The 23,601-nt window shown below is 59.9% G+C and carries 27 protein-coding genes; 9 read left to right on the forward strand and 18 right to left on the reverse strand.

What is annotated here, in order from left to right:
* Nucleotides 1-21: 21 nt before the first annotated feature.
* From rsmA to larC, 5 genes are read right to left on the reverse strand one after another with little or no spacing between them, the layout of a single operon-like run.
* Nucleotides 22-837 carry a 16S rRNA (adenine(1518)-N(6)/adenine(1519)-N(6))-dimethyltransferase RsmA gene (gene rsmA / locus Q8N04_05220; GenBank protein MDP3090056.1) on the reverse strand — a complete coding sequence of 272 codons (816 nt, stop codon included), beginning with the start codon at nucleotides 835-837 and terminating at the stop codon, nucleotides 22-24.
* A 3-nt stretch (nucleotides 838-840) separates the two neighbouring features.
* The gene (locus tag Q8N04_05225; protein MDP3090057.1) at nucleotides 841-1,167 is read right to left on the reverse strand and encodes a hypothetical protein; all 327 of its coding nucleotides are present in this window, start codon (nucleotides 1,165-1,167) and stop codon (nucleotides 841-843) included.
* 16 nt (nucleotides 1,168-1,183) lie between these two features.
* A complete protein-coding gene (gene pdxA / locus Q8N04_05230; GenBank protein ID MDP3090058.1) occupies nucleotides 1,184-2,227 on the reverse strand; it encodes a 4-hydroxythreonine-4-phosphate dehydrogenase PdxA in 1,044 nt (347 codons plus the stop codon).
* A gap of 20 nt (nucleotides 2,228-2,247) precedes the next feature.
* Nucleotides 2,248-3,255 carry a hypothetical protein gene (locus Q8N04_05235; protein ID MDP3090059.1) on the reverse strand — a complete coding sequence of 336 codons (1,008 nt, stop codon included), beginning with the start codon at nucleotides 3,253-3,255 and terminating at the stop codon, nucleotides 2,248-2,250.
* Complete coding sequence (gene larC, locus Q8N04_05240; protein ID MDP3090060.1) at nucleotides 3,252-4,463, reverse strand: nickel pincer cofactor biosynthesis protein LarC; 1,212 nt, start codon at nucleotides 4,461-4,463, stop codon at nucleotides 3,252-3,254. Before larC ends, Q8N04_05235 begins: the two co-directional genes overlap by 4 nt.
* A gap of 409 nt (nucleotides 4,464-4,872) precedes the next feature.
* Here larC and Q8N04_05245 point away from each other — a divergent pair, with 409 nt between their 5' ends.
* Nucleotides 4,873-5,352: a hypothetical protein gene (locus Q8N04_05245; GenBank protein ID MDP3090061.1), complete on the forward strand. Its 480-nt coding sequence runs from the start codon at nucleotides 4,873-4,875 to the stop codon at nucleotides 5,350-5,352.
* Here the strand turns inward: Q8N04_05245 and larB are convergent.
* Nucleotides 5,345-6,118, reverse strand: a complete 774-nt coding sequence (gene larB, locus Q8N04_05250) for a nickel pincer cofactor biosynthesis protein LarB (protein MDP3090062.1) — start codon at nucleotides 6,116-6,118, stop codon at nucleotides 5,345-5,347. The two genes, Q8N04_05245 and larB, sit on opposite strands and share 8 nt — an antisense overlap.
* Entirely contained in the window at nucleotides 6,115-7,134 is a 1,020-nt protein-coding gene (locus Q8N04_05255) for an NAD(P)H-dependent glycerol-3-phosphate dehydrogenase (protein MDP3090063.1), read from the reverse strand. Before Q8N04_05255 ends, larB begins: the two co-directional genes overlap by 4 nt.
* A 263-nt stretch (nucleotides 7,135-7,397) precedes the next feature.
* Here Q8N04_05255 and Q8N04_05260 point away from each other — a divergent pair, with 263 nt between their 5' ends.
* Both Q8N04_05260 and Q8N04_05265 read left to right on the forward strand, forming a co-directional pair.
* Complete coding sequence (locus Q8N04_05260; protein ID MDP3090064.1) at nucleotides 7,398-8,129, forward strand: OmpW family outer membrane protein; 732 nt, start codon at nucleotides 7,398-7,400, stop codon at nucleotides 8,127-8,129.
* A 135-nt stretch (nucleotides 8,130-8,264) separates the two neighbouring features.
* Nucleotides 8,265-8,633, forward strand: a complete 369-nt coding sequence (locus tag Q8N04_05265) for a zinc ribbon domain-containing protein (protein MDP3090065.1) — start codon at nucleotides 8,265-8,267, stop codon at nucleotides 8,631-8,633.
* A gap of 229 nt (nucleotides 8,634-8,862) precedes the next feature.
* Here the strand turns inward: Q8N04_05265 and Q8N04_05270 are convergent, their stop codons facing one another.
* Genes Q8N04_05270 through Q8N04_05280 form a run of 3 tightly spaced genes read right to left on the reverse strand, consistent with a single transcriptional unit; the run spans nucleotide 8,863 to nucleotide 12,057 of the window.
* Entirely contained in the window at nucleotides 8,863-9,663 is an 801-nt protein-coding gene (locus tag Q8N04_05270) for an arginine deiminase-related protein (GenBank protein ID MDP3090066.1), read from the reverse strand.
* Nucleotides 9,660-10,904, reverse strand: coding sequence for a TIGR00300 family protein (locus Q8N04_05275; GenBank protein MDP3090067.1), 1,245 nt, complete (start codon nucleotides 10,902-10,904; stop codon nucleotides 9,660-9,662). The genes Q8N04_05270 and Q8N04_05275 overlap by 4 nt, the downstream gene beginning before the upstream one ends.
* 58 nt (nucleotides 10,905-10,962) lie before the next feature.
* Entirely contained in the window at nucleotides 10,963-12,057 is a 1,095-nt protein-coding gene (locus Q8N04_05280; GenBank protein MDP3090068.1) for a tRNA pseudouridine(13) synthase TruD, read from the reverse strand.
* Nucleotides 12,058-12,138: 81 nt separating this feature from the next.
* Here Q8N04_05280 and Q8N04_05285 point away from each other — a divergent pair, with 81 nt between their 5' ends.
* The gene (locus tag Q8N04_05285) at nucleotides 12,139-12,816 is read left to right on the forward strand and encodes a hypothetical protein (protein MDP3090069.1); all 678 of its coding nucleotides are present in this window, start codon (nucleotides 12,139-12,141) and stop codon (nucleotides 12,814-12,816) included.
* Nucleotides 12,813-13,673, forward strand: coding sequence for a metallophosphoesterase (locus Q8N04_05290; protein ID MDP3090070.1), 861 nt, complete (start codon nucleotides 12,813-12,815; stop codon nucleotides 13,671-13,673). The genes Q8N04_05285 and Q8N04_05290 overlap by 4 nt, the downstream gene beginning before the upstream one ends.
* Here Q8N04_05290 and Q8N04_05295 read toward each other — a convergent pair.
* On the reverse strand, nucleotides 13,660-14,298 hold the full coding sequence (locus Q8N04_05295) for a HEAT repeat domain-containing protein (GenBank protein MDP3090071.1): 639 nt from the start codon (nucleotides 14,296-14,298) through the stop codon (nucleotides 13,660-13,662). The two genes, Q8N04_05290 and Q8N04_05295, sit on opposite strands and share 14 nt — an antisense overlap.
* Before the next feature lie 55 nt (nucleotides 14,299-14,353).
* On the opposite strand from Q8N04_05295, the gene Q8N04_05300 reads away from it, so the two are divergent.
* Nucleotides 14,354-14,878, forward strand: coding sequence for a MarR family transcriptional regulator (locus tag Q8N04_05300; protein MDP3090072.1), 525 nt, complete (start codon nucleotides 14,354-14,356; stop codon nucleotides 14,876-14,878).
* Between the two features lie 2 nt (nucleotides 14,879-14,880).
* Nucleotides 14,881-15,636, forward strand: coding sequence for an MBL fold metallo-hydrolase (locus tag Q8N04_05305; GenBank protein ID MDP3090073.1), 756 nt, complete (start codon nucleotides 14,881-14,883; stop codon nucleotides 15,634-15,636).
* A gap of 34 nt (nucleotides 15,637-15,670) precedes the next feature.
* On the opposite strand, the gene Q8N04_05310 is transcribed toward Q8N04_05305, so the two are convergent.
* Genes Q8N04_05310 through Q8N04_05325 form a run of 4 tightly spaced genes read right to left on the reverse strand, consistent with a single transcriptional unit; the run spans nucleotide 15,671 to nucleotide 19,007 of the window.
* Complete coding sequence (locus Q8N04_05310) at nucleotides 15,671-16,531, reverse strand: transglutaminase-like domain-containing protein (protein ID MDP3090074.1); 861 nt, start codon at nucleotides 16,529-16,531, stop codon at nucleotides 15,671-15,673.
* Nucleotides 16,532-16,558: 27 nt separating this feature from the next.
* Nucleotides 16,559-17,338: an ABC transporter permease gene (locus tag Q8N04_05315; protein ID MDP3090075.1), complete on the reverse strand. Its 780-nt coding sequence runs from the start codon at nucleotides 17,336-17,338 to the stop codon at nucleotides 16,559-16,561.
* Between the two features lie 8 nt (nucleotides 17,339-17,346).
* Complete coding sequence (locus Q8N04_05320) at nucleotides 17,347-18,318, reverse strand: ATP-binding cassette domain-containing protein (protein ID MDP3090076.1); 972 nt, start codon at nucleotides 18,316-18,318, stop codon at nucleotides 17,347-17,349.
* Nucleotides 18,318-19,007, reverse strand: coding sequence for an LON peptidase substrate-binding domain-containing protein (locus tag Q8N04_05325; GenBank protein ID MDP3090077.1), 690 nt, complete (start codon nucleotides 19,005-19,007; stop codon nucleotides 18,318-18,320). The genes Q8N04_05320 and Q8N04_05325 overlap by 1 nt, the downstream gene beginning before the upstream one ends.
* A gap of 163 nt (nucleotides 19,008-19,170) precedes the next feature.
* On the opposite strand from Q8N04_05325, the gene Q8N04_05330 reads away from it, so the two are divergent.
* Nucleotides 19,171-20,304 carry a lipocalin-like domain-containing protein gene (locus Q8N04_05330; GenBank protein MDP3090078.1) on the forward strand — a complete coding sequence of 378 codons (1,134 nt, stop codon included), beginning with the start codon at nucleotides 19,171-19,173 and terminating at the stop codon, nucleotides 20,302-20,304.
* A 533-nt stretch (nucleotides 20,305-20,837) separates the two neighbouring features.
* Here the strand turns inward: Q8N04_05330 and Q8N04_05335 are convergent.
* Nucleotides 20,838-21,185 carry a hypothetical protein gene (locus Q8N04_05335; GenBank protein ID MDP3090079.1) on the reverse strand — a complete coding sequence of 116 codons (348 nt, stop codon included), beginning with the start codon at nucleotides 21,183-21,185 and terminating at the stop codon, nucleotides 20,838-20,840.
* Nucleotides 21,166-21,486, reverse strand: coding sequence for a DUF6516 family protein (locus Q8N04_05340; GenBank protein MDP3090080.1), 321 nt, complete (start codon nucleotides 21,484-21,486; stop codon nucleotides 21,166-21,168). The genes Q8N04_05335 and Q8N04_05340 overlap by 20 nt, the downstream gene beginning before the upstream one ends.
* Nucleotides 21,487-21,982: 496 nt before the next feature.
* Between Q8N04_05340 and Q8N04_05345 the strand changes: the two genes are divergently transcribed.
* Nucleotides 21,983-23,011, forward strand: a complete 1,029-nt coding sequence (locus Q8N04_05345) for a hypothetical protein (protein ID MDP3090081.1) — start codon at nucleotides 21,983-21,985, stop codon at nucleotides 23,009-23,011.
* Nucleotides 23,012-23,080: 69 nt separating this feature from the next.
* On the opposite strand, the gene Q8N04_05350 is transcribed toward Q8N04_05345, so the two are convergent.
* Entirely contained in the window at nucleotides 23,081-23,563 is a 483-nt protein-coding gene (locus tag Q8N04_05350) for a hypothetical protein (GenBank protein MDP3090082.1), read from the reverse strand.
* Nucleotides 23,564-23,601: the final 38 nt, after the last annotated feature.

A 23,601-nucleotide genomic window follows, 5' to 3' on the forward strand; every position in this document is an offset into this window, starting at 1 on the left:
CGCTATCCAGACGCTCCAGATTTACGCCGGAAAGTGCATGCAGCGCGCGAACTGGATCAGTTGCTCAAGCGAGAGCACTTCCGCCCTGACGGACGGAGAAAGAGTCAGCCGCTCAAGCGCTCCGGCAATGCGCATCTGGTCATAGCCTTCATCCTTGAGCGAGTTGACCAGCGTTTTGCGTCTGTGGGCAAACGCCGCTTTCACCAGCGAGGCAAACTTCGGCTCTTCTTGCGGGCTGAGTTCCCGCCGCGCTCTCGTCCGCAGTAACACCACGGCAGAACCGACTGCCGGCCTGGGTCGGAAACATTGGGCGGAGACACGGAAGGCTTTCGTGATCTCGGCGGCGTACTGCGCCATGACGGACAAGACGCCATAGTCGGAACTGCCGGGCTTGGCGACCAACCGGTCGGCCACTTCATTCTGGAGCATGAGCACCAGCCGGGAGAATCGATCGCGTTGATCCAACAATCTGAACAGCAACGGCGTCGAGATGTAGTACGGCAAATTGGCGACCACGATGGTCCCGACCGGCAGATGCTCCACGGGATAGACTAATGCGTCTTCAAGCACGAGCGTCAGATTGGGAAACTCCGCCTGCCGTTCGGCAAGATAGGCATGAAGCCGGGGGTCGATTTCAACAGCCGTGACATGGCCGGCGGCTTTGCACAGTATCTCGGTCAGAACACCGCGGCCAGGGCCGATTTCGAGGACCCGGTCGTTCGGGGCAATGTCCGCCAGCGCCACGATTTTGCGGACGATGTTGGGATCGATGAGAAAGTTCTGACCGAGCCGTTTGATCGCGGCGGGAGGATCGGCAGGAGAATCCGGACGTCCCACGCCTCACGCACCGGGAGCAGGGCGTGGTGGGATTGCCGCCAACCGCTTGGCCAGCGCCGCCAACGGCGTACGATAGCCGTCGATCAAGTCGTTGAACTCTTCGACCAGATCATTGGTAAACGACGGGCCCGGGTGAATCGCGGCAAACTTCTGCCCCTCCGCCGCCCCCACCGCCTCGGTAATGAGCGTGACCGTACGGGTTTTCCATTTGGCCACGCGCTCGTCACCCGCCACCGTGTTCAAATCTTCAAGCGTTTGCTTGGCCAGCGCATCCAGTTCTTTGATCTGCTGTTGGATCACTGCGAGTCCCTTAGATACTTCCTGCGACATATCGGTGGTGTCCTTCCTATTTCACGCGCGCCGTCGCGCGACTCTGGGCAATCCTGGCGGCCAGCGTGATCGCTTCCAATAGACTGCCGGGATCGGCCACGCCTTTCCCGACAATATCGAACGCCGTGCCGTGATCGACGGAGGTGCGGATGATCGGGAGTCCGACCGTCAGATTCACGCAGGTCCCGAACGCCACGAGCTTCAACGGGATCAAGCCCTGATCATGATACATCGCCACGATGCCGTCATACTGCCCCTTGACCGCTTTGCCGAAGAGCGTATCGGCCGGCTGCGGGTCGCTGGCCAGAATTCCCTGCGCCTGCGCGGCACGGGCGGCCGGGAGGATCACCCGGGCTTCCTCATTGCCGAAGAGCCCATGTTCACCGGCATGGGGATTCAACGCGGCGACTCCGATTCTGGGCTTCTTGATGCCATAGAGAGTAGTGAGCGCCTGATGGGCGAGGCGAATCGCCTTCTCGATCTTCGCCTGAGTCAGGAGCTTGGACAAATCCTTGATCGCAACATGCGTGGTGACGAACATGATGCGGAGCGGACCGCCGACGATCATCATGCCGGACTCTTTGGCGTGGGTCAGATCGGCCAGCAATTCGGTATGGCCAGGGTAGTGACAGCCCGCCATATTGATGGCTTCTTTATTGATCGGCGCCGTGACGATGCCGTCGATGCAGCCGATTGCCGCCAGATGCACGGCTTTCTTGATGAACTCGACAGACGCCGCGCCGGTTTCCGCCGCCGCCACGCCCGCGGTAAATGTTTTCAGCGGCCTCTCCATCGGATCCAGCACCGCCACCGTATTCCCCTTCAGCGGAACAGGATCGTGGCCATGGACCGGCACCACATTCAGCTTGAGCCGTAACTTCTTGACCGTCCGCTCCATGACCGGCACAGACCCGATGACCAGCGGCAAACAGAGGCGCTGCACCTCCCGGCCCGCCAGCGCTTTGGCGATCACCTCCGGTCCGATCCCGGCGGGATCGCCCATGGTAATCCCAAGCAACGGTTTTTCACTCAATTCCATCTTCAGCTTTTTCGCACTCATCACTCGTCACCCTTCACATGTCACCCCCCGACATAGAGATACACCGTATACCCCACATACAGGATGGCGCCGGCGCCCAGCAACAAGGGTTGCCATCGGCCGCCGACGAGAATTTGGAGCAGGCAGAGGCCTGCTGCGACCACGGCCAACACCATCGTGAGCATCGCCGAAGGCGCCAGGGCCCATTCGGTTCCGATCAACCCCACTGAAACAGGAAAGGTTCCTTGGAACACCATGGCCCCGGTCACATTCCCGATTGCCAGACGATCTTTCTTCCGATAGAGCCAGAGAAAGCTGTTCGACATTTCCGGTAATTCCGTCGCCAAAGGCGCGATCAACAACGCCAGGATCAGCGGGGAGATGGCAAACGTCGCAGCCACAGTTTCCGCGGCGGTCACAAATAAATGCGCTCCCGCAATCAACCCGCCGAGACCTGCGACGGCCTGCAGCCCGATCATCATATAGGATGGTGTCGTGGCCTGCTTGGCAAACAACAACGGCTCCAGCGAACCATCGCCGCCCTCTTCGTCTTCGGCGCTGAATTTGATCTTCATGTAGTAGACATAGAGACTCATGAGCCCGACGGCGGCTGCGACATGAACCGCATGGGATGGAATAAACACACAGCCCAGCGCGACGGCGTACCCGATCGTGAAGAACGTCAGATCCGTCCTGACCTCGCCGTAGTTCAAATGGAACTGGGCCGACCGCTTGCCGGCTCGGGCGAACAGGATCAGCAGCAGGGCGAGAATCGGCAACACCAGCGTGCTGAGCATGAAGGGAGCCCCGAGAATCGCGCCCAAACCGACTTCCGCTTCCTGCTGGCTCTTCCCGAAAAAGATCGCGATGACAGGAATCGATGTTTCCGGCAGCGTGGTTCCGATCGCCGCGAAGATACTGCCGACCGCGCCTTCGGAGATTCCGAGCCGCTTCCCCAACCACTCGATGGCATTGGTGAATAAGCCGCAGCCACCCAACGTGACGGCCACCGACACAAGAAACAGCACCACGTAGAAGAGCAGGGTCACGAACGTGCCCCCTTCTTTCCCTTCCGCGGCGCCACCCGAGAGTACGCGACGCGCGCCTCATCCATGACATCTTTCAACGGACGTCCGGTCCGAACCGCAATCTTCTGACAATCGACATATTCCGGCGCCGCTTTTTCCCACCCGGCTCCGACCTCGCCGATTTTCATCCGGACCGATCCACCCGTCACTTTCACCGTCATGAACCGCCGCGGGAGCACCTGCCGGTCGAGCTCTTGAATCCGGACACCCAGCGCCGTGGTTTCCTGCAACACCACTTCCATCACCGCATCGGCATGTTCGCGCGGCGCGAGACAACTCAGGATGACGCCGGGCCGGCTGCGTTTCATAATGACGGGGATCAAGGCCACATCGAGCGCTCCGACGGCAAACAACTGCGCCATTACATGTTCGTAGGCTTGGGGATTGAGATCGTCGAGATTCGTTTCGATCTGCACCACTCGATCGGTCGGCCGCCCGCTTGACGCGGTCTCATCGGCCAGAAAGACCCGGAGCGCATTAGGCCACCCCTCAGGATCAGCGTCTCCGGCACCATACCCGACTTGCGCGGACTCGAGCACAGGCATCGACCCGAACGAAGCCGCCAACGTACGCAACAGCGCCATCCCGGTCGGCGTCGCCAGCTCACAGCGCGGCCCTTCCGAATAGATGGGAATGCCCTTCGCAAGCGCGGCGACTGCCGGTCCGGGAACCGGGAGCAACCCGTGAGCCGTTCGAATCGTCCCGGCTCCGACATTCACCGCCGAAGCCGTGACCGTCGTGACCCCGAGCAGATGACAGCCCAACACTCCCCCAACAACATCGATAAACGAATCGATGACGCCGACTTCATGAAAATGGACATCGCGCGTGGCGACTCGATGGGCCAGCCCTTCAGCTGCCGCAAGATGGTCGAACACCGTCCGGCTCTGCTCTTTCACAACCGCCGGCAACGTGCTGGCGGCCAGAATTTTTTGAATACGGGAAAGCGTGAGCGGACGATCGAATCCGCGTTGAATCGCAACCGTGATCTTGGTCGCATGCAATGCGCCACGATGCACTTGCCGTTGTTCAAGACGATATCCGGTCAACTTGAGTCGTTTGAGTTCGGTGCGCAGCGTGGCCAGCGAAAGCCCGACATCGACCAGGGCGCCGAGCACCATGTCGCCGCTCACGCCCGAGAAACAATCGAAATGCAACCGTCGTCCCACTCCCGCTCCTTATCGACACATCGTAACAAGCCGCACATCTTACCCAAGGCGCCGCACAACGGCAATCGCTACATTCAGGTTGCCGCAGCAGGATGCTCAAAAAGACCGTTCAGCAAGACCGCAGCAAGCGAAGAGATGAGTCGTACGCTCCGGTATCTCGAGCTTCCGCGCGACGCGACCTGCCCGTGCGAAACGTTTCTGCAAAGGCGGGGAACAACGCGGGCGGTCTTTTCGAGCACCCTGGCGGTCTTTCATTGACAGCCCCCAGAGCCTATGTTATCCCCCATATATGATAAACAACTGTTCTGAGTCCGCCGCCTTCCACTCACACACTTCCGACAGCACACAACCAGCCTTGCGAGACCACCGGGCACCAGGACGCGCAGGGCGCTTCGCGACGACGGGCCTGATGCTGAGCTGCATCGTCGGCCTCGTCATGCTGGCTCCCCTCGACGGCTTTGCCAAAACAAAGCCTCCGCGTGTCCCGCGCCCGGAACCGGAACTCAAAATTCTGGACTTACGCATCGCGCCGACGCCCTATGAGGCAGGCAACGGGCCCTTGGAATTCTCCGTGAACGTCCAGCTCCCGAAAGAGCTGAATGGCGCGACCGTCCTTGAAGTTTCCTCCCTGATCAGTTCCCCCTCGAAAACATCGTTGCGTTTTCTGACGCATCGCCAGGCACTTCAGCCGCAATCAACCAAGCCCGGCGAAGCACGAACGACGCTCCCGATTCGCCTGTCCTGGGACGGGAAAGATCATCGGAAGCAACTGGCTGGCCCGGGGACCTATGCGTACGAAGTCCGCATTAAGTTGCTGACGAACAGTGAGAAAGGGCTGCGCACCATGATGGTGGCCTGGCCTAAACGCGGGGAACTGACCGTCAAGTAGCTGCCGGCAGACGAGGGGAGTTGCCCATCAGATTGATGCGATGGGCGAGACACCCCGCCCCGAATCCGTTATCGATATTCATCACTCCGACACCGGCCGCGCAGGAATTCAGCATCGTGAGCAACGCGGCAAGGCCACCGAAGCTTGCGCCGTATCCCCGGCTCGTCGGCACCGCCACGACAGGACAGTCGACCAACCCTCCGACCACGCTTGGCAACACGCCATCCATCCCGGCCACCACGATTGCCACGCGCGCTTCGAAGAGCCGATCCTTCCGGCCTAACAACCGATGCAGTCCCGCGACGCCCACGTCGTACAGCGTTTCGACATGACTGCCCATCACCTCTGCCGTCACTCGCGCCTCCTCGGCGACCGGCACGTCCGCGGTCCCGGCGGTCAGAACCAGAATATGCCCTGCACGCCGCGCAGGCTTGCTGTCGATCGCCACGATGCGCGCATCGGCATGATAGCGGGCACGGCGATCAAGTTTCATGATGGCTTTGGCGACGGACGGCTCGGCCCGGGTTGCCAGAAACGGCCCGCCCTTCTTGATCAGCGCGCGGGCAATGGCGACCGACTGCTTCGCCGTCTTGCCTTCGCACAACAGCACTTCAGGAAAGCCCTGACGGAGCGACCGATGATGATCCAGCGAGGCAAAGCCGAGATTTTCGAACGGCAGGCTGCGCAACCGCTGGACCGCGCGTGCAACGGTCATCCGACCGGTTCGTACATCCGTTAACAGCTGCTCAATCCCCTCCGGACTCATATCCGCCCTTTCTCCGGCTTCGCATCCCGCTCCATCAGATCACTCACCGCCTTCCGGCAGGACTTTCCTTCGAACAGCACAGCATTGATCTCCTGCGTGATCGGCATGTCGACCTGATGCCGCCGCGCCAAACCCAGCGCCGCCCGAGCCGTGCGGACCCCTTCCGCCACGGCCTGCATCCCACCCAAAATAGCATCGAGGGATTCGCCCTGGCCCAATCGCACCCCAACCGTATGGTTCCGGCTGAGCGAACCGGTGCAGGTCAATACCAGATCGCCCACGCCGGAGAGCCCATATAATGTCCGCGGATCTGCCCCCATCGCCACGCCCAATCGCACGATCTCCGCAAGCCCGCGGGTAATCAGAGCCGCTCGCGCATTGTGACCCAGGTCTAACCCGTCGACCACTCCGGCGGCCAGCGCCATGACATTCTTCAGCGCCCCGCCGAGTTGCAATCCGATGAGATCGGTATCGGCATAGACCCGCAAAGCCGGTGTCATCAAGGCAGTCTGAAACCGTGCCACGAGCTGCGCGTCCCGCCCGGCCAGACAAACCGCCGTCGGCTTCCCGGCACTGAGTTCGCTGGCGAAGCTCGGCCCGGAGAGTGCCATCAGATATTGCTCCATGGATTCCGGAAGCACCTCGTCCATGACCTGGGTCATCAGTTTTGAGCTGTCTTCCTCCACTCCTTTGGTGGCACTGATGAGCGGAATCGGACGCGACAGGCAGGAAGCCAGATTGCGCAGGACTTGTCTCGTCACATGGGACGGGACCACAAACAGAACACCGTCACGCTGCTCGATCGCCTCGGCCAGAGACGTAGTCGCGGTCAGCGTCCGGGGAAGCGCAACACCCGGAAGAAAGACTCGATTCTCCTGTGTCGCGTTGATGGAATCGACCACATCGCGTTCATAGGCCCAGAGGCGGATCTCCAGCCCCTTTTCGGCCAGGTGTTTGGCCAGAGCGGTCCCCCAAGCACCCGCTCCAATGACTCCGAGTGATCTGATCTCCTGCATTCCGGATCAATCCAATGGTGAAAATGGAAGCCGCGGCAGACCGCTCAACCAAGCGGCGCGGATTATAGGAAGCCCCTGGCTAGGAGTCAACGAACGGAACGGCGCTCTCAGATCTGTCAAGCCAGGAGCAACCGAAGCGTTAGACCCCCGAGGGACGATGGCACATGCCTTGCTCCCTCTGTGGACAAATTCGAGAAAACCCTTCGCGGGAAGGCCCTAGAGACATAGGATAGAACACGAGCAGACGTAGCCGGAGGAAGCCCATGACGCAACAAATGCATACGAAACACACCTTTGGAGGAGCTCTCTTGGCGGGCCTCTTGTCCTTTCTTATCGCCACGCCCTATGCGTATCCCGAAGCCTACATCGGGGGACAGATCGGAACTGCCCTTAAAGGAAACCGCCTCACTAGCGTTGACCTCACTGACTTCTCACCCTCAGGATCGATGTCAGGCCGCGACCTCGCAGGCTCTCCCTTGCTAGGTGGAAAGGTTGGCTACTACTTCCCAAGAGCCCGTTGGTTCGGCATCGAATTCGAAGCTAACTACAGAACTCCCCACATAGAGCAGCAGCAGACAAGAGTGACGATTCCCACATCTGCAGTCCTCAGAGATTTCGGACCTGTCACCGGCGGAGAAGCGAATGGAACATTTACCGGAGATCACTTTCGCGTAGTCACGATAGCGCCTCTTAATTTAATGTTCCGATACCACAAGATGCGACTTCAGCCTTATCTTGGGATCGGGCCAGGAATATTTCTGGCAAAAGTGACTACGACCCAGTCAGGATTTGAAGGCTCACAGAGTTCCACCCGGCTAGGCTTGAATGCTAAGGCAGGCGTAGAATACTTCTTCACAAAGCATCTTACGGGGTTTACCGAGGTTAAATACAACTATGTGAGACTCAACTTTGAAGGCAACGACAATGGTGGCCTTGGATTCAGAGCTACCTACAACCCTCTATTCCTTTCCTTTGGAATCAGCTACCACTTCTAGGCCATCGTCGCGCTGCCATGAACCGGCAGCGCGGCACACACCTTCGGCACACACATCCGATACTATTTCCTCCTCGTGTAAATACTTTGCCCCGCGGGTTTACGCAGAACTCCGATTCGCCGTAGTATGCAGGGTATGCAGACTTGTCCAAGTTGTCACCAGTCGCTGCCGGAGATCAATCGCTTCTGTACCCAGTGCGGACAACGGCTCGCGGCGACCGCATCATCCTCGCCGGTCCAGTCCCAGGCCCCGCCCCCTCAGCCGACAACCCCGGAGCAATTGAACCTGAATGTCCTCTACGGCATGGTCGGCACGTTGATCCTCGCCGTGTTGCTCCCTCCCTGGGAAACCCCGCCGAGTCAGCCTCCGGAATTCCTCGGCTTCCACAGCGTCCTCTCCCCGCCGACCCCCGAGGCGATCGTCAGCCGCATGTTGCTCACCATCGAGCTGACCACCGTGACGATTGCGGGGCTGTATGCCGCCTTCTTTTTCAGAAAACGCTGACCCGTCCGCAATGCAGCTCCTCAAAATGGTCGCCAGCAAGGCCGCAGGCGAGACACCAACCGGAAGCGCGACCGTCTCACCCGCCCACCCCTCGCTGCCAGCACAACTTCTCCCCCGTGAGGTACGTTGAGGATTCTCACGCGCCGAGAACGACGCTTGGGGAAGGCGCGTCTCGGCGCGACTGGATTGGGCAGATCAGAACGTAGGCATTTTCAGCAGCCTGGAAATTTCAGTCGAGCGCGAGCGTCAAACACTTCGCCGACCCGCCGGACTTCATAAATTCGTCCAGCGGCAGAGAGTGCGTTCGATATCCACGGGACTGGAGCTGCCGTTCCGTCTCGGGACATCCGGCTGGAAGCACGACATGTTTCCCCACGCACACCGCATTGCACGCAAATCTCACCGCTTCGCTTTCAGGGACAACGAGACGAGCCCCTTCGGGCACCCGCTCTATGATGACCTCCTGTCCATCCGTATCGAACGCCGCCGGAAAGTAGAGCAGCTCGCCGCCTGACAGAGGGCAGAAGCACGTATCGAGATGGTAAAACCGTCCGTCGACGAGCTCCAGGGGAATGATCTCCTGCGTAAAAACGTCGCTGAGCAGCGGGAACACCCGTATGTCCGATCGCTGGCGATAGCCTCCGAACCAGCAATCGGAAAATCCCAGCAGGTCTCCGGCACCTTCGAAAAAGAACTCGGGCTCCAACGTCACCACGTCATAGCCGGCACTGCGAAACCAGTCCTCGAAATAGGCTTCCTCCCGTTGGCGCTCGGGATAGCGAAACCGGCTGACGACCGCCCGTCGGCCGACGACCACACCGGCATTGGCGGTAAACACCAAATCCGGCAACCCCGGCACCGGACGCATCCGCTCCAGTACGGCTCCAACTTCCCGCTCGAGAACATGCATGAGACCGTGCCACTGCGTGACGGCACTGACATGATCGACCGTGTTTGAACGCCGCATCCAGGGATTGATCTCATACTCGATGTCGAAATAGTCCGGAGGGCAGACCAACAGCCGGCTCACAGGGACCTCCCGAGCTGCCTGGCCAGTTCGTTGAGAAAAGAGGCCGCATCCATCACCAGGCCAACGGCTTGAAAACTGCCTCGATCGGCGAGCTTCGTGGGAACCGACGCATTGATGTCGACACAGACGGTCGGCACGGCGGCGGGCAACAGATTACCGGTAGCCACCGCGTGCAGCGTAGAGGCGACCAGGAGCGCCAGCCCGACTCCTGGAATCGCCTCCCGCATGGCCGCTTGGGCTTGCATCGAATCGGTGATGACACCGGGCAATGGGCCATCGTCTCTGATCGTGCCGGCCATGACCACATGAACCCCGGCCCTGATGCAGGCCGCCATGATCCCGCGCTTGATCACGCCGGATTCGACGGCGCCCCGAATGCTGCCGATCGCTCGAATCCGGTTGATGGTTCGCAGATGATGCGCATGCCCGTGCGGAACCGCATGCCCGACAGTCAACGCGTAGCCTAACGAGGTTCCGTAGAGATCGGCTTCCATATCGTGCGCCGCCAGGGCATTGCCGCAGAACAACACGTGGATGAATCCTTCCTCGATCAACCACGTCAGCGCATCCCGCCCGCCGGCATGAATGATCGCGGGCCCTCCGGCCAGCAAGACCTTGGCCTGCCCGCTTCCCGCTCGCCGCTCGTCGCGAATCAGCTGCATCCGCCGGGCGACATCGGCAATAACGTGGCTATGCGGACGTTCGGGAGAGACCGTGGACTCCATGAAGGCAAAGACATCGCGCTCGCGAGGCCGCTGCATCGGAATGACGCGCACGCCGGCCTGGCCGGTGACGATCATGTTTCCCTTGCGGACATCGACCATCGGAACGGTTCTGGCAGTCATGTGTTGCTGATCTACGGTAATACCCAGGTCCATCTCGACCCGTTGGACATCGAGCCATGTCCCGTTCAGGCGCACTTCGGTCGGCAAATGGGTGGTGGAATAAAATTCATCGGGGAATATGCCATCGGCTGGGGCCGGCTGCAGGATGCAGTCGGAGTCGCGCTCGACCACGGCGCCGTGCGGTTGAATCGCGCGCAGGATATGGTTCAGCGTGGCGAGCGTCGGCGCCCGCACGATAATCCGCGCCTGAGACTGATCCTCTCGGGTGCGCCCGATCTCGACCTGATCGAGGTCAAACGAACCTCCCATCATCAGAATCAGATCCAGGACCTTCGCCAGGATCAGTGAGTCGATAATGTGGCCACGCAGGACGATCGTTTCTTGGAGCTGGGTCATTCGAAACCTCTCAGGGCTAGGGGCTTGAGGCGCGAGGCTAGAGGTTTATGGCACAATCCTACCATGCACTCACAGCGCCTCCTCCTTCCTCTTGCCCAGTGCCCCTCGCCTCGTGTCCCTCGCCAGCTTTCATGACCTCCCGCAAGACACTCGTCGCGTAGGCGCCGGGGGGCAGCGCAAACGTGAGGGTGAGCGCCGTCCCGTCGAGCGCCCACTCCAATTCAGCCAACGGAACACGCAGGGCCCGCCGTTCACCGCGAAAACCACAGTCTTTGGCTGCCGCAACCAGCGCCTCCTGCGTCGTGCCCGCCTCACCCACGACCGCTTGTTCGATCACGCCCGGCTCTCCTTCGGCCCAGGACACGCGCGAGCCGAATAAGAGGCCTGTCGGACTGATCTCGAAACAGTCGGCGCGAATCTGTTCTTTCTCCGCATCCTCGACTAAAAAACAGGCGCCGTTCTGCGACTTCATCGCCCAATCGCCGACGGACACCCGATCGATCCGATCGATGCGCCTGGCCAGAATAAGATTGAAGAGATAGGACTGGTACGTGTTCAAATACCACATCCGTTTGGCCCGACTCATCTTCTCGCGTCGACGGGCATCTTGCAGCAGGGCGGCGCCGACTTCATGGTTGTCCCCGCGTTTTCCCTGGCGCTGCGGACCGAAGTAATTCGGCACGCCGCGGCGTCCCAGCTCGGCGAGGATGGCCGGCACCGACTCTGCCGCATGCGAGGCCACGTCACGAACCACCAGGCGAAACCGGTTCCCCGCATGATGGCCGGTCCGCAAACGATTGCGGTGCCGTCCCAGCACCTCCACCTTTAGCACCCGTTCGTCGATCGCCAGCCGGGAGATCCGGTCTTGATCCACACCCTGGACCGAGACCATTTGAGTCGTCACCGCGCGCGCATCTTTCAATCCGGCGACCCCGATGGCTTGGGCTTTCACTCCCAACACCGACGAAAAGTTCTTCACCAGATCCGGCGTCGACAATCCGCGCTTGGTCACGCTCAGATACAGATGCTCGCCGTCTCCGCACGGGAGATACAACGGACGCTCTTCGACTTGAAAATCCTCGTGGGTCGCCCGCATCACCCCGCCGATGCCGGGGATTGAGGCGGTAAGAAACGGCTCGGCTTGTGTATTCACTCTTCACCATCCGATGGTTGCGTCATGGATAATTCTCGACACTTGCTTCGGGGAAGACCAAGGCCCATGGTATATTGAATTATGTTGAAGCGCGTCCAGCCAAGCTCGCCCGATCATACCGGAAACGTCCCGGCGATGCCGCTGCTCATCGCAGTCGCCTGTACATGCTTGGCAGGCTTGCTTCCCCTTTCCGTCTCAGCCGAATCTGATCGGCCGGGAAAACAATCCGACGTCTTCCGCCAATTCACGCAACATATTCAACGGCAAATCGAGCTGGACAAGACGGCCTTCGCACAAGCCAGCGGCTGCACCAACTGGTTCTATCATCAAGACAAACAGCCTTCAGCCCCACCGATCGCCCAGCCCATCCGCTTGGATCTGCTTCTCCAGCCTCCGAGTAAGGAGGAATGTCTGCGAGCCTATCCGCGCGGGCTAGACTCGGTCCGCCAGGACTTTCACCGCACGCAAACAGCGCTATCCGTCAGCCTGACGTTCTATGAGTACGCCCTCGTGGGCGATCGCAACGACGATGGCCGCTACAGCCTGGAGGAGCTCCAGGATATTTTCCCGGCCTTGGCCCTCACGTTCGATTCCACCCGCTCTCCCGGCGCACAGGCGGCCTCGCTCGCCGGGCGCTTCGATGACTGGTATCGCATGCGAGATCTGGAACACCTGATGACCGGCATGGCCCAACTGTACGAAAAAGGCTATCGAGTCTCACCGGCCGACCGGGCCGAACTTGACCGAGTCACCAAATGAGGGTTAGCCATTCGTGGCCCGATCGTGCCCGGGCGTTTGTCGGCACCTGCCTGAGTGAACCCTTCTATCGCCTCTTCAGCCTGTTTCCACAGTGCGAAATCGGCTTGTCGGAACATGCCGTCACCCGTCTGACCTTTCCTCATCGGGTGCTGGCCGGCCACCGGGCCGTCCATCTGAGCGATCTCCATCTCGACCGCCACCAGCCCCGCCACGATCTGATCGCCGACGAAGTCAAAGGATTGGAGCCGGACTGGATTTTCATTACCGGTGACCTGTTGAATGTCCCGGAGGGCCTGCCTCACCTGTTTCGATTTCTCGCGCAACTGCGCACCATTGCCCCGGTTTATGTCACGCTGGGCAATCATGACCACTACAGCGGCGTTCCCGTCGAACAGTTCCGCCACTGGGCGGAGCGGCATCGGATCACGCTGCTCATCAACGAGTCGGCGACGATTCACACGAACGGCGGCGAACTGGCCCTTGTCGGGGTGGATGATCCGTCGCTGCACCGAGCCGATCTCCGATGCCTACCGGCCCAAGCCCAGCATCGGTTTACGCTGCTGCTCGCGCACGCCCCGAATATTCTCGATCAAATGGAACCGCAGCATCATGCCAACCTGATTTTGTGCGGACACAGCCACGGAGGTCAGTGGAGAATTCCCGGAATTCCAACCATCTGGCTGCCACCAGGCTGCAATGGCCGGATTGCCGGACACCACGAAAAGGGCGGCCAGCGGCTGTATGTCAATCGAGGACTCGGCTGGTCGTTTCTCCCGCTGCGGTGGAACTGCCGGCCGGAGATCGCCCTGATCCAGTGGACCGTCGAATCAGCCGCTCCGGCCATTATGGCGGCGTGAGTCGTTCCAGCGCTTCTTTGGCGCGACTGCGCGTGGTCTGATCCCAATCTTCCTTCATCACTTCTTCAAGTTTTTCCCGGGCCTCGGAGGCGCGCAGGCGGCCCAATCCCAAGGCCGCGCAGGACCGGACATAGGCATGATCGTCTTCGAGCGCGGCGAGCAACAACGGAACGATCGAACGGTCCTGCAGCACCCCCAAGTGACTGGCGGCCATCCCGCGAATGCGATGTTGCTTCTCCCCGACCGCGCGGCGCAACGTGCTCACCCAAAGCTCTTTGAGCGCCGGCGCCACCGCTTCAAGCCCGTTCACCCGATACCCGTTCACTTCCGCCAGGGCGAATGACAGCTCAAGTTTCTTGTCGCGAACGGTTTCCCGCTGAAAGGCCGCGAGCAATCGATCCCGTTTGCGTGTTTGCTGCACCCGCCGGCGGATCTTCTTAATAACCACCATTACCAGCACGCCGATGCCGAGCACCGCAGCGGCCAGCGGAATCGCCTGGTCGATCACGTATTCCTGCGATTCCAGTGACAGCCGTTTCCACACCCACACCGAGGTAATGACGACCCCTAGGAGGATGACAATGGCGCTCAGATTGGCCTGGCCCTGGTCAGCGCGTCGCAACATGGGAGCGGATCATACGGGCGCATCCCTCGCGCCGTCAATGAAAGATCCCCCTGCCATGCACGCAAACACTCACATCAACCCGTCGTCTCTTGACCCCATGACCGCGGCAGAATATGCTCCGCCCGTGGAACTTCCCGATCTGAAAGACGACCCCCATCTCAAGCTGGTCAGACCGTTGGTAGAAGCCTACCAGGCGTTTTGGCTCGCCGATAACCGCCATATCCGATCGTTGAAGCTGACGCCGTCCCAGTTCGACGTCATTGCGACGTTGGGAGATACGGATGGCATGACCTGCTCTGAGTTATCGGCCAGAACGCTTGTGACCAAGGGGACACTCACCGGCGTGCTCGACCGGCTGGCGGCCAAGGGATTGATTCGCCGTGAGTCCGTCGACAGCGATCGCCGCCAAATCAGGATTCAACTCACCGAGAAGGGCGGCGGCATCTTCCGCAGAACGTACGCCGCCCATATCGCGTTTCTGAAACCGTTTTTCGAACGGGCATTGAGCCCGAAAGAGGTCGACGACGCGCGGCGGCTGCTCCTCCGCCTTCGTGACAGCTTCAAGCGAGGAACATCCTAGACATGCGGCTGACCATTCTCGGCTCTGGCACGAATGTTCACCCGACCAGGGCCGCCGCCGGCTATCTCGTCCGTACCGACCAGACCATGCTGCTGGACTTCGGCCCCAGGACACTGTCCAATCTCCTGAAAACGGGCACCGACCGCCATCGCATCACCCACATCCTCTTCTCGCATTTTCACGCCGACCACTTTTCCGATTTCATCACCTTCTACTTTGACGCGGTGATCTATACCAAGCATGGCGGCGGATGGCGCCCCGATCTCACCCTGATCGGCCCGCGCGGGGCGAAAGCCCTGTTCCGCAGCATCATGGCCACCTTCCCCAGCTTTTCCGATCCGCCGTTCCGAGTACATCTGAAAGAAGTGACGGACCGAGCCTTTTGGATCGGTGAGACGCTCATTACTCCCCGCCGGATCGTGCATGTTCCGGATCTGAATAGCGTGGGATATCGGATCGAGCACAAGAACAAGACGCTGGTCTACTCAGGCGATGCGCAATACTGCGACAGCTTGGTGCGCCTGTGCCGTGAAGCCGACGTGGCCGTGCTGGATTGTTCGTTCCCGGCGACGAAGCCGGGACCGGTGCACATGCATGCGGGGGAATGCGGCCAGGTGGCAGAAGAGGCCGGCGTGGATCGACTGGTGCTGTCGCATTTCTATCCGCCCGCAGATCGCGCCGACGTGAAAGCTCAGGCAGCGGAGAATTTTCGCGGGACCGTGATAAAGGGGAAAGATCTGCTGACGATTCGGCTCTGAGGGGAGCAGGCTGCGGAAAAAGAAACCAGCCGGGCTACAAGCCCTCTTCGCGGGGCTCCCCGCCGAGAATTTCGATCAGCGTGGTAAACCGCGCCGTCTTCACCGGCTCATCCATCTTGGAATAGATCGCCAGAAGATTCTTCACCATGCGGGAGAGGATGCCGCGAACCTGGCTGTGCTGCAGATACTTGTCATCGAATCCATACCCGGCTTCCGTTAAGAACCGGGCGCAATTTTTTTCCGTCAACAACGCGCCGCCGTTGAAGCAATCGATGAAAATCTTGTAGCGGTCCGACTCGTACTTCACCAGAAAATGGCCCGGCATCCCGATGCCATGCAGCGGCAGACCCAGCCGCTGCCCGATGAGGAGATAGACCACCGACAAGCTGATGGGAATCCCTACCCGCCGATCGATCACGCGGTTCAGATAGCTGTTCTCGACTTCGTAATAGTTCTTGGTATTGCCCTTGAAACCCTGTTCGGTGAACACGTAGCGGTTCAACGCATTGACCGTTTCTTCACCGGATGCGCGCGGGCCGATGCGTTCCCGGACTTCCTGCGCCATCGTATCGAGCAGCCGCCCGTACTCCGCCGTATCGAGCAGGGGGTACGTGTACCGGGCAATGAGAAATGCGCCCTGCTCCAGATTCATGGTCGCGTCAGGGCCTGCGGCCATGGCCCGCATTTCGTCCTCGAGCTTACCCCAACGAATCTCTTCCAGAATCGTCGCGATGCGATCCGCCATCTCCGGCTGCTCGATCTCGGCTTCCTGAAGCAGCGGTACCGCCGACGGACCGATATCGATCAGCTTATCGCTGATGGTCTCGACAATGCGTGCATCCTCATCGGACAACAGCCGGATGAGGGCGCGTATTTGACTCTCTGGAATCACCATGGGGGTACTCACGCGGGGCGCAGCCAACTAGCCCATCGCCCGGCGGAAAGCTTTGGCTCCGCCATACAAACAGAGCGCATCAAAAACGACCATGACGACAATCGCCATGCCCACATGCGGCAGGGCATCGCTCCAATTGGTGAGAATCAGAGGCCGCACGGCGTCGATCGCCCAGGTCATGGGGTTGAATTGCGCCAGGACACTCATCCAGGTCGGCATCGCCGTCAGCGGCACCAGCGCCGAACTGAGGAAAATCATCGGGAGCGACAGGAATCCGAGGACCGAGAAAAAGTCGCCGTGGCTCTTCACCGAAAAGGCCATCGCCATCGAGATCGCTGTCAGCCCCACACCGAACAGCATGCCGATCAAGAGGATCATGGCCACGCCGAGCAATCCCGTCGCCGGATGCACGCCGAAGAGAAACGCGATGCCGAGGATCACCAAGACTTGCAGGGACGTGATCGTCATCACGAAGATAAACCGGCTAAGAATGACCGAGCTCCGGTGAATCGGCGCGGACATCAACCGTTCGAGAAATCCGTTCTCCTTGTCGAACAACAGATCGACGCCGCCGGCCAGCCCGTTATTCAGCACCGTCATCACGACCACACCAGCCGCCAGGAAGCTGATGTAATTGGGCGCCTGGGTCACCTGCACATCCGCCGCGCGCTGAAACAGATTGCCGAAAAAGATCAGCCAGAACAACATCGGCTGCACCAGCGTGAAGAGCATGCTGAATTTTTCCCGGCTCAAACGGCGAACCCACCGCATCGTCAGAGCCCCGATTTCTTGCCAATAGTGCGCCATGTATCTCCCTACACTGGTTCTTCCGCCGGCGCCGCGTCCCGAAGAGAGCGGCCCGTGTGGGCGATAAAGACATCGTCCAACCGGGGACGGTGATAGTCAATAAAATCGAGGCGGCAGTCCAATTTGTTCGCCGCCTCTAAGATGGCCGGAAGCGCTTTTTCAGCGGATTCCACGCGAATGTCGAGGCCGGTGGCCGTCGCATTCACCGTGCGAATGGCGGGCTGCCCCTTGAGAGCGGAAGCCAAGGCGCCAAGCCGCGCGGTTTCCTTGATCGTGAGCGACACGATGTCGCCGCCGAGCGCCACTTTCAGTTCGGCCGGGGAGCCGATCGTTTTGACCTTGCCGCAATCGATGATCGCCAGGCGATCGCACAATTGATCGGCTTCGTCGAGATAATTGGTCGTCATGACCACGGTCATGCCGCGGGCCTTGAGCATCCGGATATAGTCCCAGATCCGCAGCCGGCTCTGCACATCCAACCCCAACGTCGGCTCGTCCAAAAAGAGAATCTTCGGATTCGGCAACAGTCCGCAGGCGATATCGAGCTTCCGCTTCATGCCGCCCGAATAGGTCTTGGCCGGCCGGTCCGCGTGCTCTTCGAGTTCGACCAGTTTGAGCAATTCGGCGATCCGCTTCGTGGCTTCTTCTTTCGTCAGATGGTAGAGCGCCCCGAGCAATTCGAGATGCTCGCGCCCGGTGAGGAATCGATCAATGGCCCGCTCTTGCGGCACGTAGCCGAACAGCGTCCGCACCAGATCCGCCTCGCGCACCGTATCGTGCCCCAGCACTGTGGCAGTGCCGGACGTGGGATGGAGCAGCGTGATGAGCGTGCGCAGCGTCGTGCTTTTGCCGGCGCCGTTCGGTCCCAGCAAGCCGAAGATTTCGCCCGCATACACCTGAAAAGAAAGATCGTCGACCGCTTTATGGCCGTCGTAGGTCTTGCAGAGCCGATTCACGTCGATCGCAATTGTCCGGTCCATTACCCCCAACCCTTCGCGCCTTGTTGATCATGCACCATGAACTGGATCAGGTCGCTCAGACGACGCGCCCGCTGGTGGAGACCTTCGGCTTCTATAAGAAATTGTTTTTCCAATGGTGTGCAGTCCAAGTATGTCGACAGCGTATTCACCAGGATCTCGTCGTTCACATCGTCGCGGAACAATCCTTCCCACGTCGCCGCATCTTCGCGCGCGCGCAGATATTTCTCCAACACCTTCATCAGGGCCTGCCGCACTTCCGGAGCCAGCGAGGGCTCGGCGGTCGCCGGCTTTATGGCCACCCTGGCTTCTCGATAGGGCTTCTCGAAAAACTCCTCCTGGATTTCATACCGTTCCAACCCGTGGAGCAAGATATTGGATCGTCCATCAGCCAGCGGTTGCACGCTGACGAGACGGCCGATACAGCCGATCGGATAGACCGCCGGATGGCCGTAGTAATCCGTCTCCCATCCCTCCTTCAGCAGGGCCATCGCCACGCACTGTCCACCGGCCGCCGCATCCGCCACCATCTGACGATAGCGCGGTTCGAAAATATGGAGCGGCAGATACGTCTTCGGGAAAAAGACCACGTTGGGCAACGCAAACACCGGAACACGTTCCGGGATGGCGAACGGTGCGGCTTTGTCGTAGGGGTCTTTCGTGGGTTGGTCGTGTTCGCGATCAATCTGCATGGCTCACGATAGCCGAGAGTTGTGAAAATTGTCAACGCCGAGCGCCTGCGCGACCGCCCCGCAACACATTGCAAATCGCCTCACCAATACAGGCGATTTGTGCACATGAATCCACGCGTGCTATAAGCCGGTGGCCGAAATACTCATCCTGGCATGGTGTGCAATGACATCGCTTGCTGCTCGTCTCGTGATTGGACTGGCGTGGGTCTTAGCCACCGGCGGATCGGTGGCACCCGCGGCCGATCCTGCCGACATCTCCTTTCGCCTGGCGCAAGAGGGCTATCGGTACGAGTTCCCGCGCGATCACGGCGCGCACGATTCCTTCCGCACCGAATGGTGGTACTACACCGGTCACCTGGAAACCGCCGAAGGCCGGCGATTCGGATTTGAGCTCACGTTCTTTCGCCGCGCCATCGCGCCCGATCAGGTCGAGACGCGCCCCTCCCGCTGGTCGGTGGATCAACTCTATCTGGCCCATCTGGCCATCACGGACGTCACGGGCCAACGCTTCCACTTTCGCGATCGCATCAGTCGCGCCGGGTTGGGCAAAGCCGGAGCCGAGGCCACCCATCTGCACGTCTGGCTCGATCACTGGCGCGCAGAATCGTCCGGTGGAACTGGCGACCAACAGAAGCTCGAAGCCAAGGCCGATGGCGTCGCACTTTCTCTGACGCTCGATCCCGCCAAACCGCTGGTCGTGCATGGCGAGCAAGGGATCAGCAAAAAGGGATCGGCAGCGGGACAAGCGTCACACTACTATTCATTCACCAACCTCACCACAGCGGGGACTCTGATGATCGGCACCGAGACCTACCACATCACCGGCACCAGTTGGATGGACCATGAATTCGGCTCGGCGGACTTGGGCGCCGATCTCGCCGGGTGGGATTGGTTCAGCATCCAACTCGCCGACAAGCGGGAACTCATGGTCTATCGCCTCCGTCATACCGATGGATCGTCAGACCAGGCCTCCAGTGGCACGCTCGTCTTGGCAGACGGCCGCACGCAACACCTCTCGGCCTCCGATATCCAATTAACCCCGCTCGATACCTGGACCAGCCCAACCAGCAAGGCCACCTATCCCCACCGCTGGCAAGTCTCGATTCCGTCTCTTGATCTGTCGTTGCAACTGACGCCCCTCCTGGCCGATCAGGAACTGCGCACAACACGCAGCACGCAAGTCACCTATTGGGAGGGCGCGGTCGCTGTAGAAGGCACCGAGCGAGGGCAACCAATCAAAGGCCAGGGCTATGTCGAACTGACGGGGTATGCCGAGCGGATTAGGCAGAAGCTGTAAGTGGTGGAGCCCTTACTCCCGAGAAAAACAAAGGAGTCAGCTCCCTTTACAATCCCTCGCAACCCTACCCGGAGATTGATTGTAACCAACCTTTGGGTCGTTAGATTTGAGCTGGTTAATAAATTCCATTTCCTTTTGGCGCACCTCTGAGTCAGTCGCCGTTTCAGATTCCCAGAGGATTTCTTTTCGGATGGTAAAATCTCTGCGCTGCTCACGTGTGAAATCAACAGCTATGCGAGCGCTGCTCGCGCTTCCAAAATAATTGGCGCTATCTGTGAGGTCCATCCCCACATATATCTTCCCGTTCGGGTAAGTGATCTTGTAGACGACTTTCATTCGTTCTAACTGGTGCTTCCGCGCAAACTGGCCACATACCAGGGGACCCGAAACGAGGATATTCTGATTTTCGATGAGCTTCTGATCAACTCACGCTACTAGAAAACCACAATGTCCCCGTTTCCTCTGCCCTAGCTCCACGCGCCGCCATGGCTCATTGCCGTGAGTGAAGGGTCGCTACATACTCGCCCGGGAGGTTACGCGGCCTGGAGTAGGAACTCGACCTTTACGGCCTCGTAGGGGAATTCGATGCCGCCGGTTTTCGTGCGATTCAGCAAGCCGGCGGACAACAGAGCCGTGACGTCCCTGTGCACGGCCTTCACATCCCGCTGAACGCGGCGTGCCGCTTCACGGATGGAAACCGGCCCAGCGCCGCACAGCGCCTTCAGAAGTTCCCAGCGCTTAGCGGATAGTACCTTCCACAGCAGCTCAGGAGTCGCAAAGCCAATGCGCGCCGACCGATGCGGCTTGCCAGATTTCCAGGCCTGCGCGAACTCAGCCATGCCTTCCTCGGGAGAGCGCACTTCAAGTATGACCGTTTTCATGATCCCACCTCGCAATCTCACGTTGAAAGTCAGCGATCAGCTTCTCGGGAGTGGTAAAGGTGTAGGAACTTTCCTTGCTGCCGACATGCCGGTGATCTCCTTTGCCTGTCTCATTGTCGAACCGCAGCACGCACGTTCCGTTCACGACATAGGCGAGCCGGTATTTGAATGAGTGCTGCGACCCGGCAACGGGCTTCAGTACTCGCCAGAGAATCAGCTCGGCGAACGCATTCTCTGAATAGACGACTCTTCGGCGAAATAACTCGACAGCCTTCACGTTGGAGAGTATGCCAACGGGCACCACTGTTGTCAACAACCCCAACGCTCGAGATCAGGTCTTCCGCATGAAACCGGACGGTTCGGTGAAGCGCATGGCAGCGAACGAGGTCCTTCTGAGGGCGCGCGTTCCGCGAGCACAGACACTTGCCGGCCGCCTCACCGCCTTCCGTCCCTCTCGCGTTACTCCCTTTGTTATCATTTAGAGGCGTGGCCTGGGCGATCTCCCACTGCGCGCATCCTTATTACCCGCCCACTCTGGAATGCGCCGAGATTACTTGCCTGCTCCCAAAGGAATGGCACCCTTGTCGTTCCTACTGCGCCCATGGAGGGAGCACCGCCCTCGATTTCACCATCTGATTGATCCCGCGTGCGCACTCCGGGAGCACAGGAGCGACAGGGGTGGCGTTCCTCCCCTCCTCACGTGCGCGGGGCGCGAGCAAGGGAGATCGCCCGGGCCACGCCTCCCCCCCCTTCTTCTTGACTCAACAACAACGCCTATGATTAGGTCCACGACTGTCATGGCGATTCGCACTGCATTCAGATTGGCGTCGTTCGCGCTTCTCCTCTTCAGCCTCGGCTGCGAGAAAGAGAGCGAGTCGATTGTTTCCATTGCGCTGCACCCGACCAATACGCAAATCCTCTACGTCGCTACGAACGATGCGGTCTATAAGTCCCGCGATGCCGGAGCATCCTGGGAGCGCTTCCCGAGTTTCAGCGCGCGCCGCGTGACGACGCTCGCCATCGACCCGCAGTTCCCGGCCACGATCTACGCCGGCACCATGGCCGACGCCGTCTACAAGAGTCCGGACGGCGGGCAACATTGGCTGCCCCACAACGTCGGGCTCAAGGAGCACGTCTCCTTCATCAATCAATTCGTGTTTGACTCCACCAACAACGAGCAGATCTACATTGCCACCACCGTCGGCGCCTTCTCCACGAAGGACGGCGGACGCGAGTGGGAAGAGCGGATGGCGGGGATGAAAGAGGTGCACATCGTGGTGTCGATCGCGATCCACCCCACGAACCCGCGCATTCTCTATGCAGGCACCACCGGCGGCGTGTATCGATCGGAAGACGCGGCGGCCTCGTGGAAGAAGATCAATACCGGACTCATTCCCGAGACGGAACTGATGGGAGCCATGGCGCTGGGCGTGAATGCGATTGCCATTGATCCAGTCACACCGAACATTGTCTATGCCGGAACGACGAAAGGCCTGTTTCGCACCGCGAACAGCGGCAATTCATGGGAGCGAATCGGGGAAGGGCTGAAAGATCCCTTTGTCAGCAGCCTGCTCATCGATCCGGCACAACCGGCACAGCTTTATATTGGCGGACCGGGCGGCGTCTGGAAAAGTCTGGATAGCGGGAAAACCTGGCAGGCGATGAATGCGGGGCTCACGTCCTTGAACATCCGTTCGCTGGCCATGAGCCCCAAGAATCCGCAAGACCTCTTTGTCGGCACCAACGGCAGCGGCCTCTATCACTCCACCGACGGCGGCACGCGCTGGACGCCCATGCCGCTGAAAGCCGCTGCCGTCCGAAACTAGTTCCTCGTATCTCGTCGCTCGCCTCTCGCGTGCGAACAACGCTTCACGAGAGACGCTTCACAGCCCGTCTTAATACCCTGTCTTCGCTCCGGCGCTCCCATGCTGATACTTGCTGCTGTAGGACAGCATCTGGTCGGAGAGCGCTTTCCACTCCTCGGCCGTCATCAGATCCTTCATCTTGAACCGCAGGCCGAGAATCTTCGTGGACGTCTTCATGCGCTGATTGTTCGCCTCATCCATCACCTTGGTAAACTCTTCGGGCGTCGCCGCATAATTGGCGCTGAGCGCATAGAGCTGGCGATGAGCGGCGCGCTCCTGCTCACGGCCCGCCTTCAGCTCGGTGACAATCTCGCCGACAATGGCTTTCACCTGCGTGGCCTTGGCCGGATCCTTCACCGTCCGGTCGATCAAGCCCGCCATGTCCTGCTGGCCCTTCTGCCAATAGGCGTCGCTCTTGCCTGACTCCATCATCCCGTGATGATGATGGGAAGAACAGCCGCCCAACGCCAACATCCCGACCATCGACAACACCATCCAACGCATCTTGATCATCTTACCTACCTCCTGTGATAGCCAATGCACGAATACTT

Source organism: Nitrospira sp., from assembly GCA_030692565.1.
Lineage (GTDB): Bacteria > Nitrospirota > Nitrospiria > Nitrospirales > Nitrospiraceae > Nitrospira_D.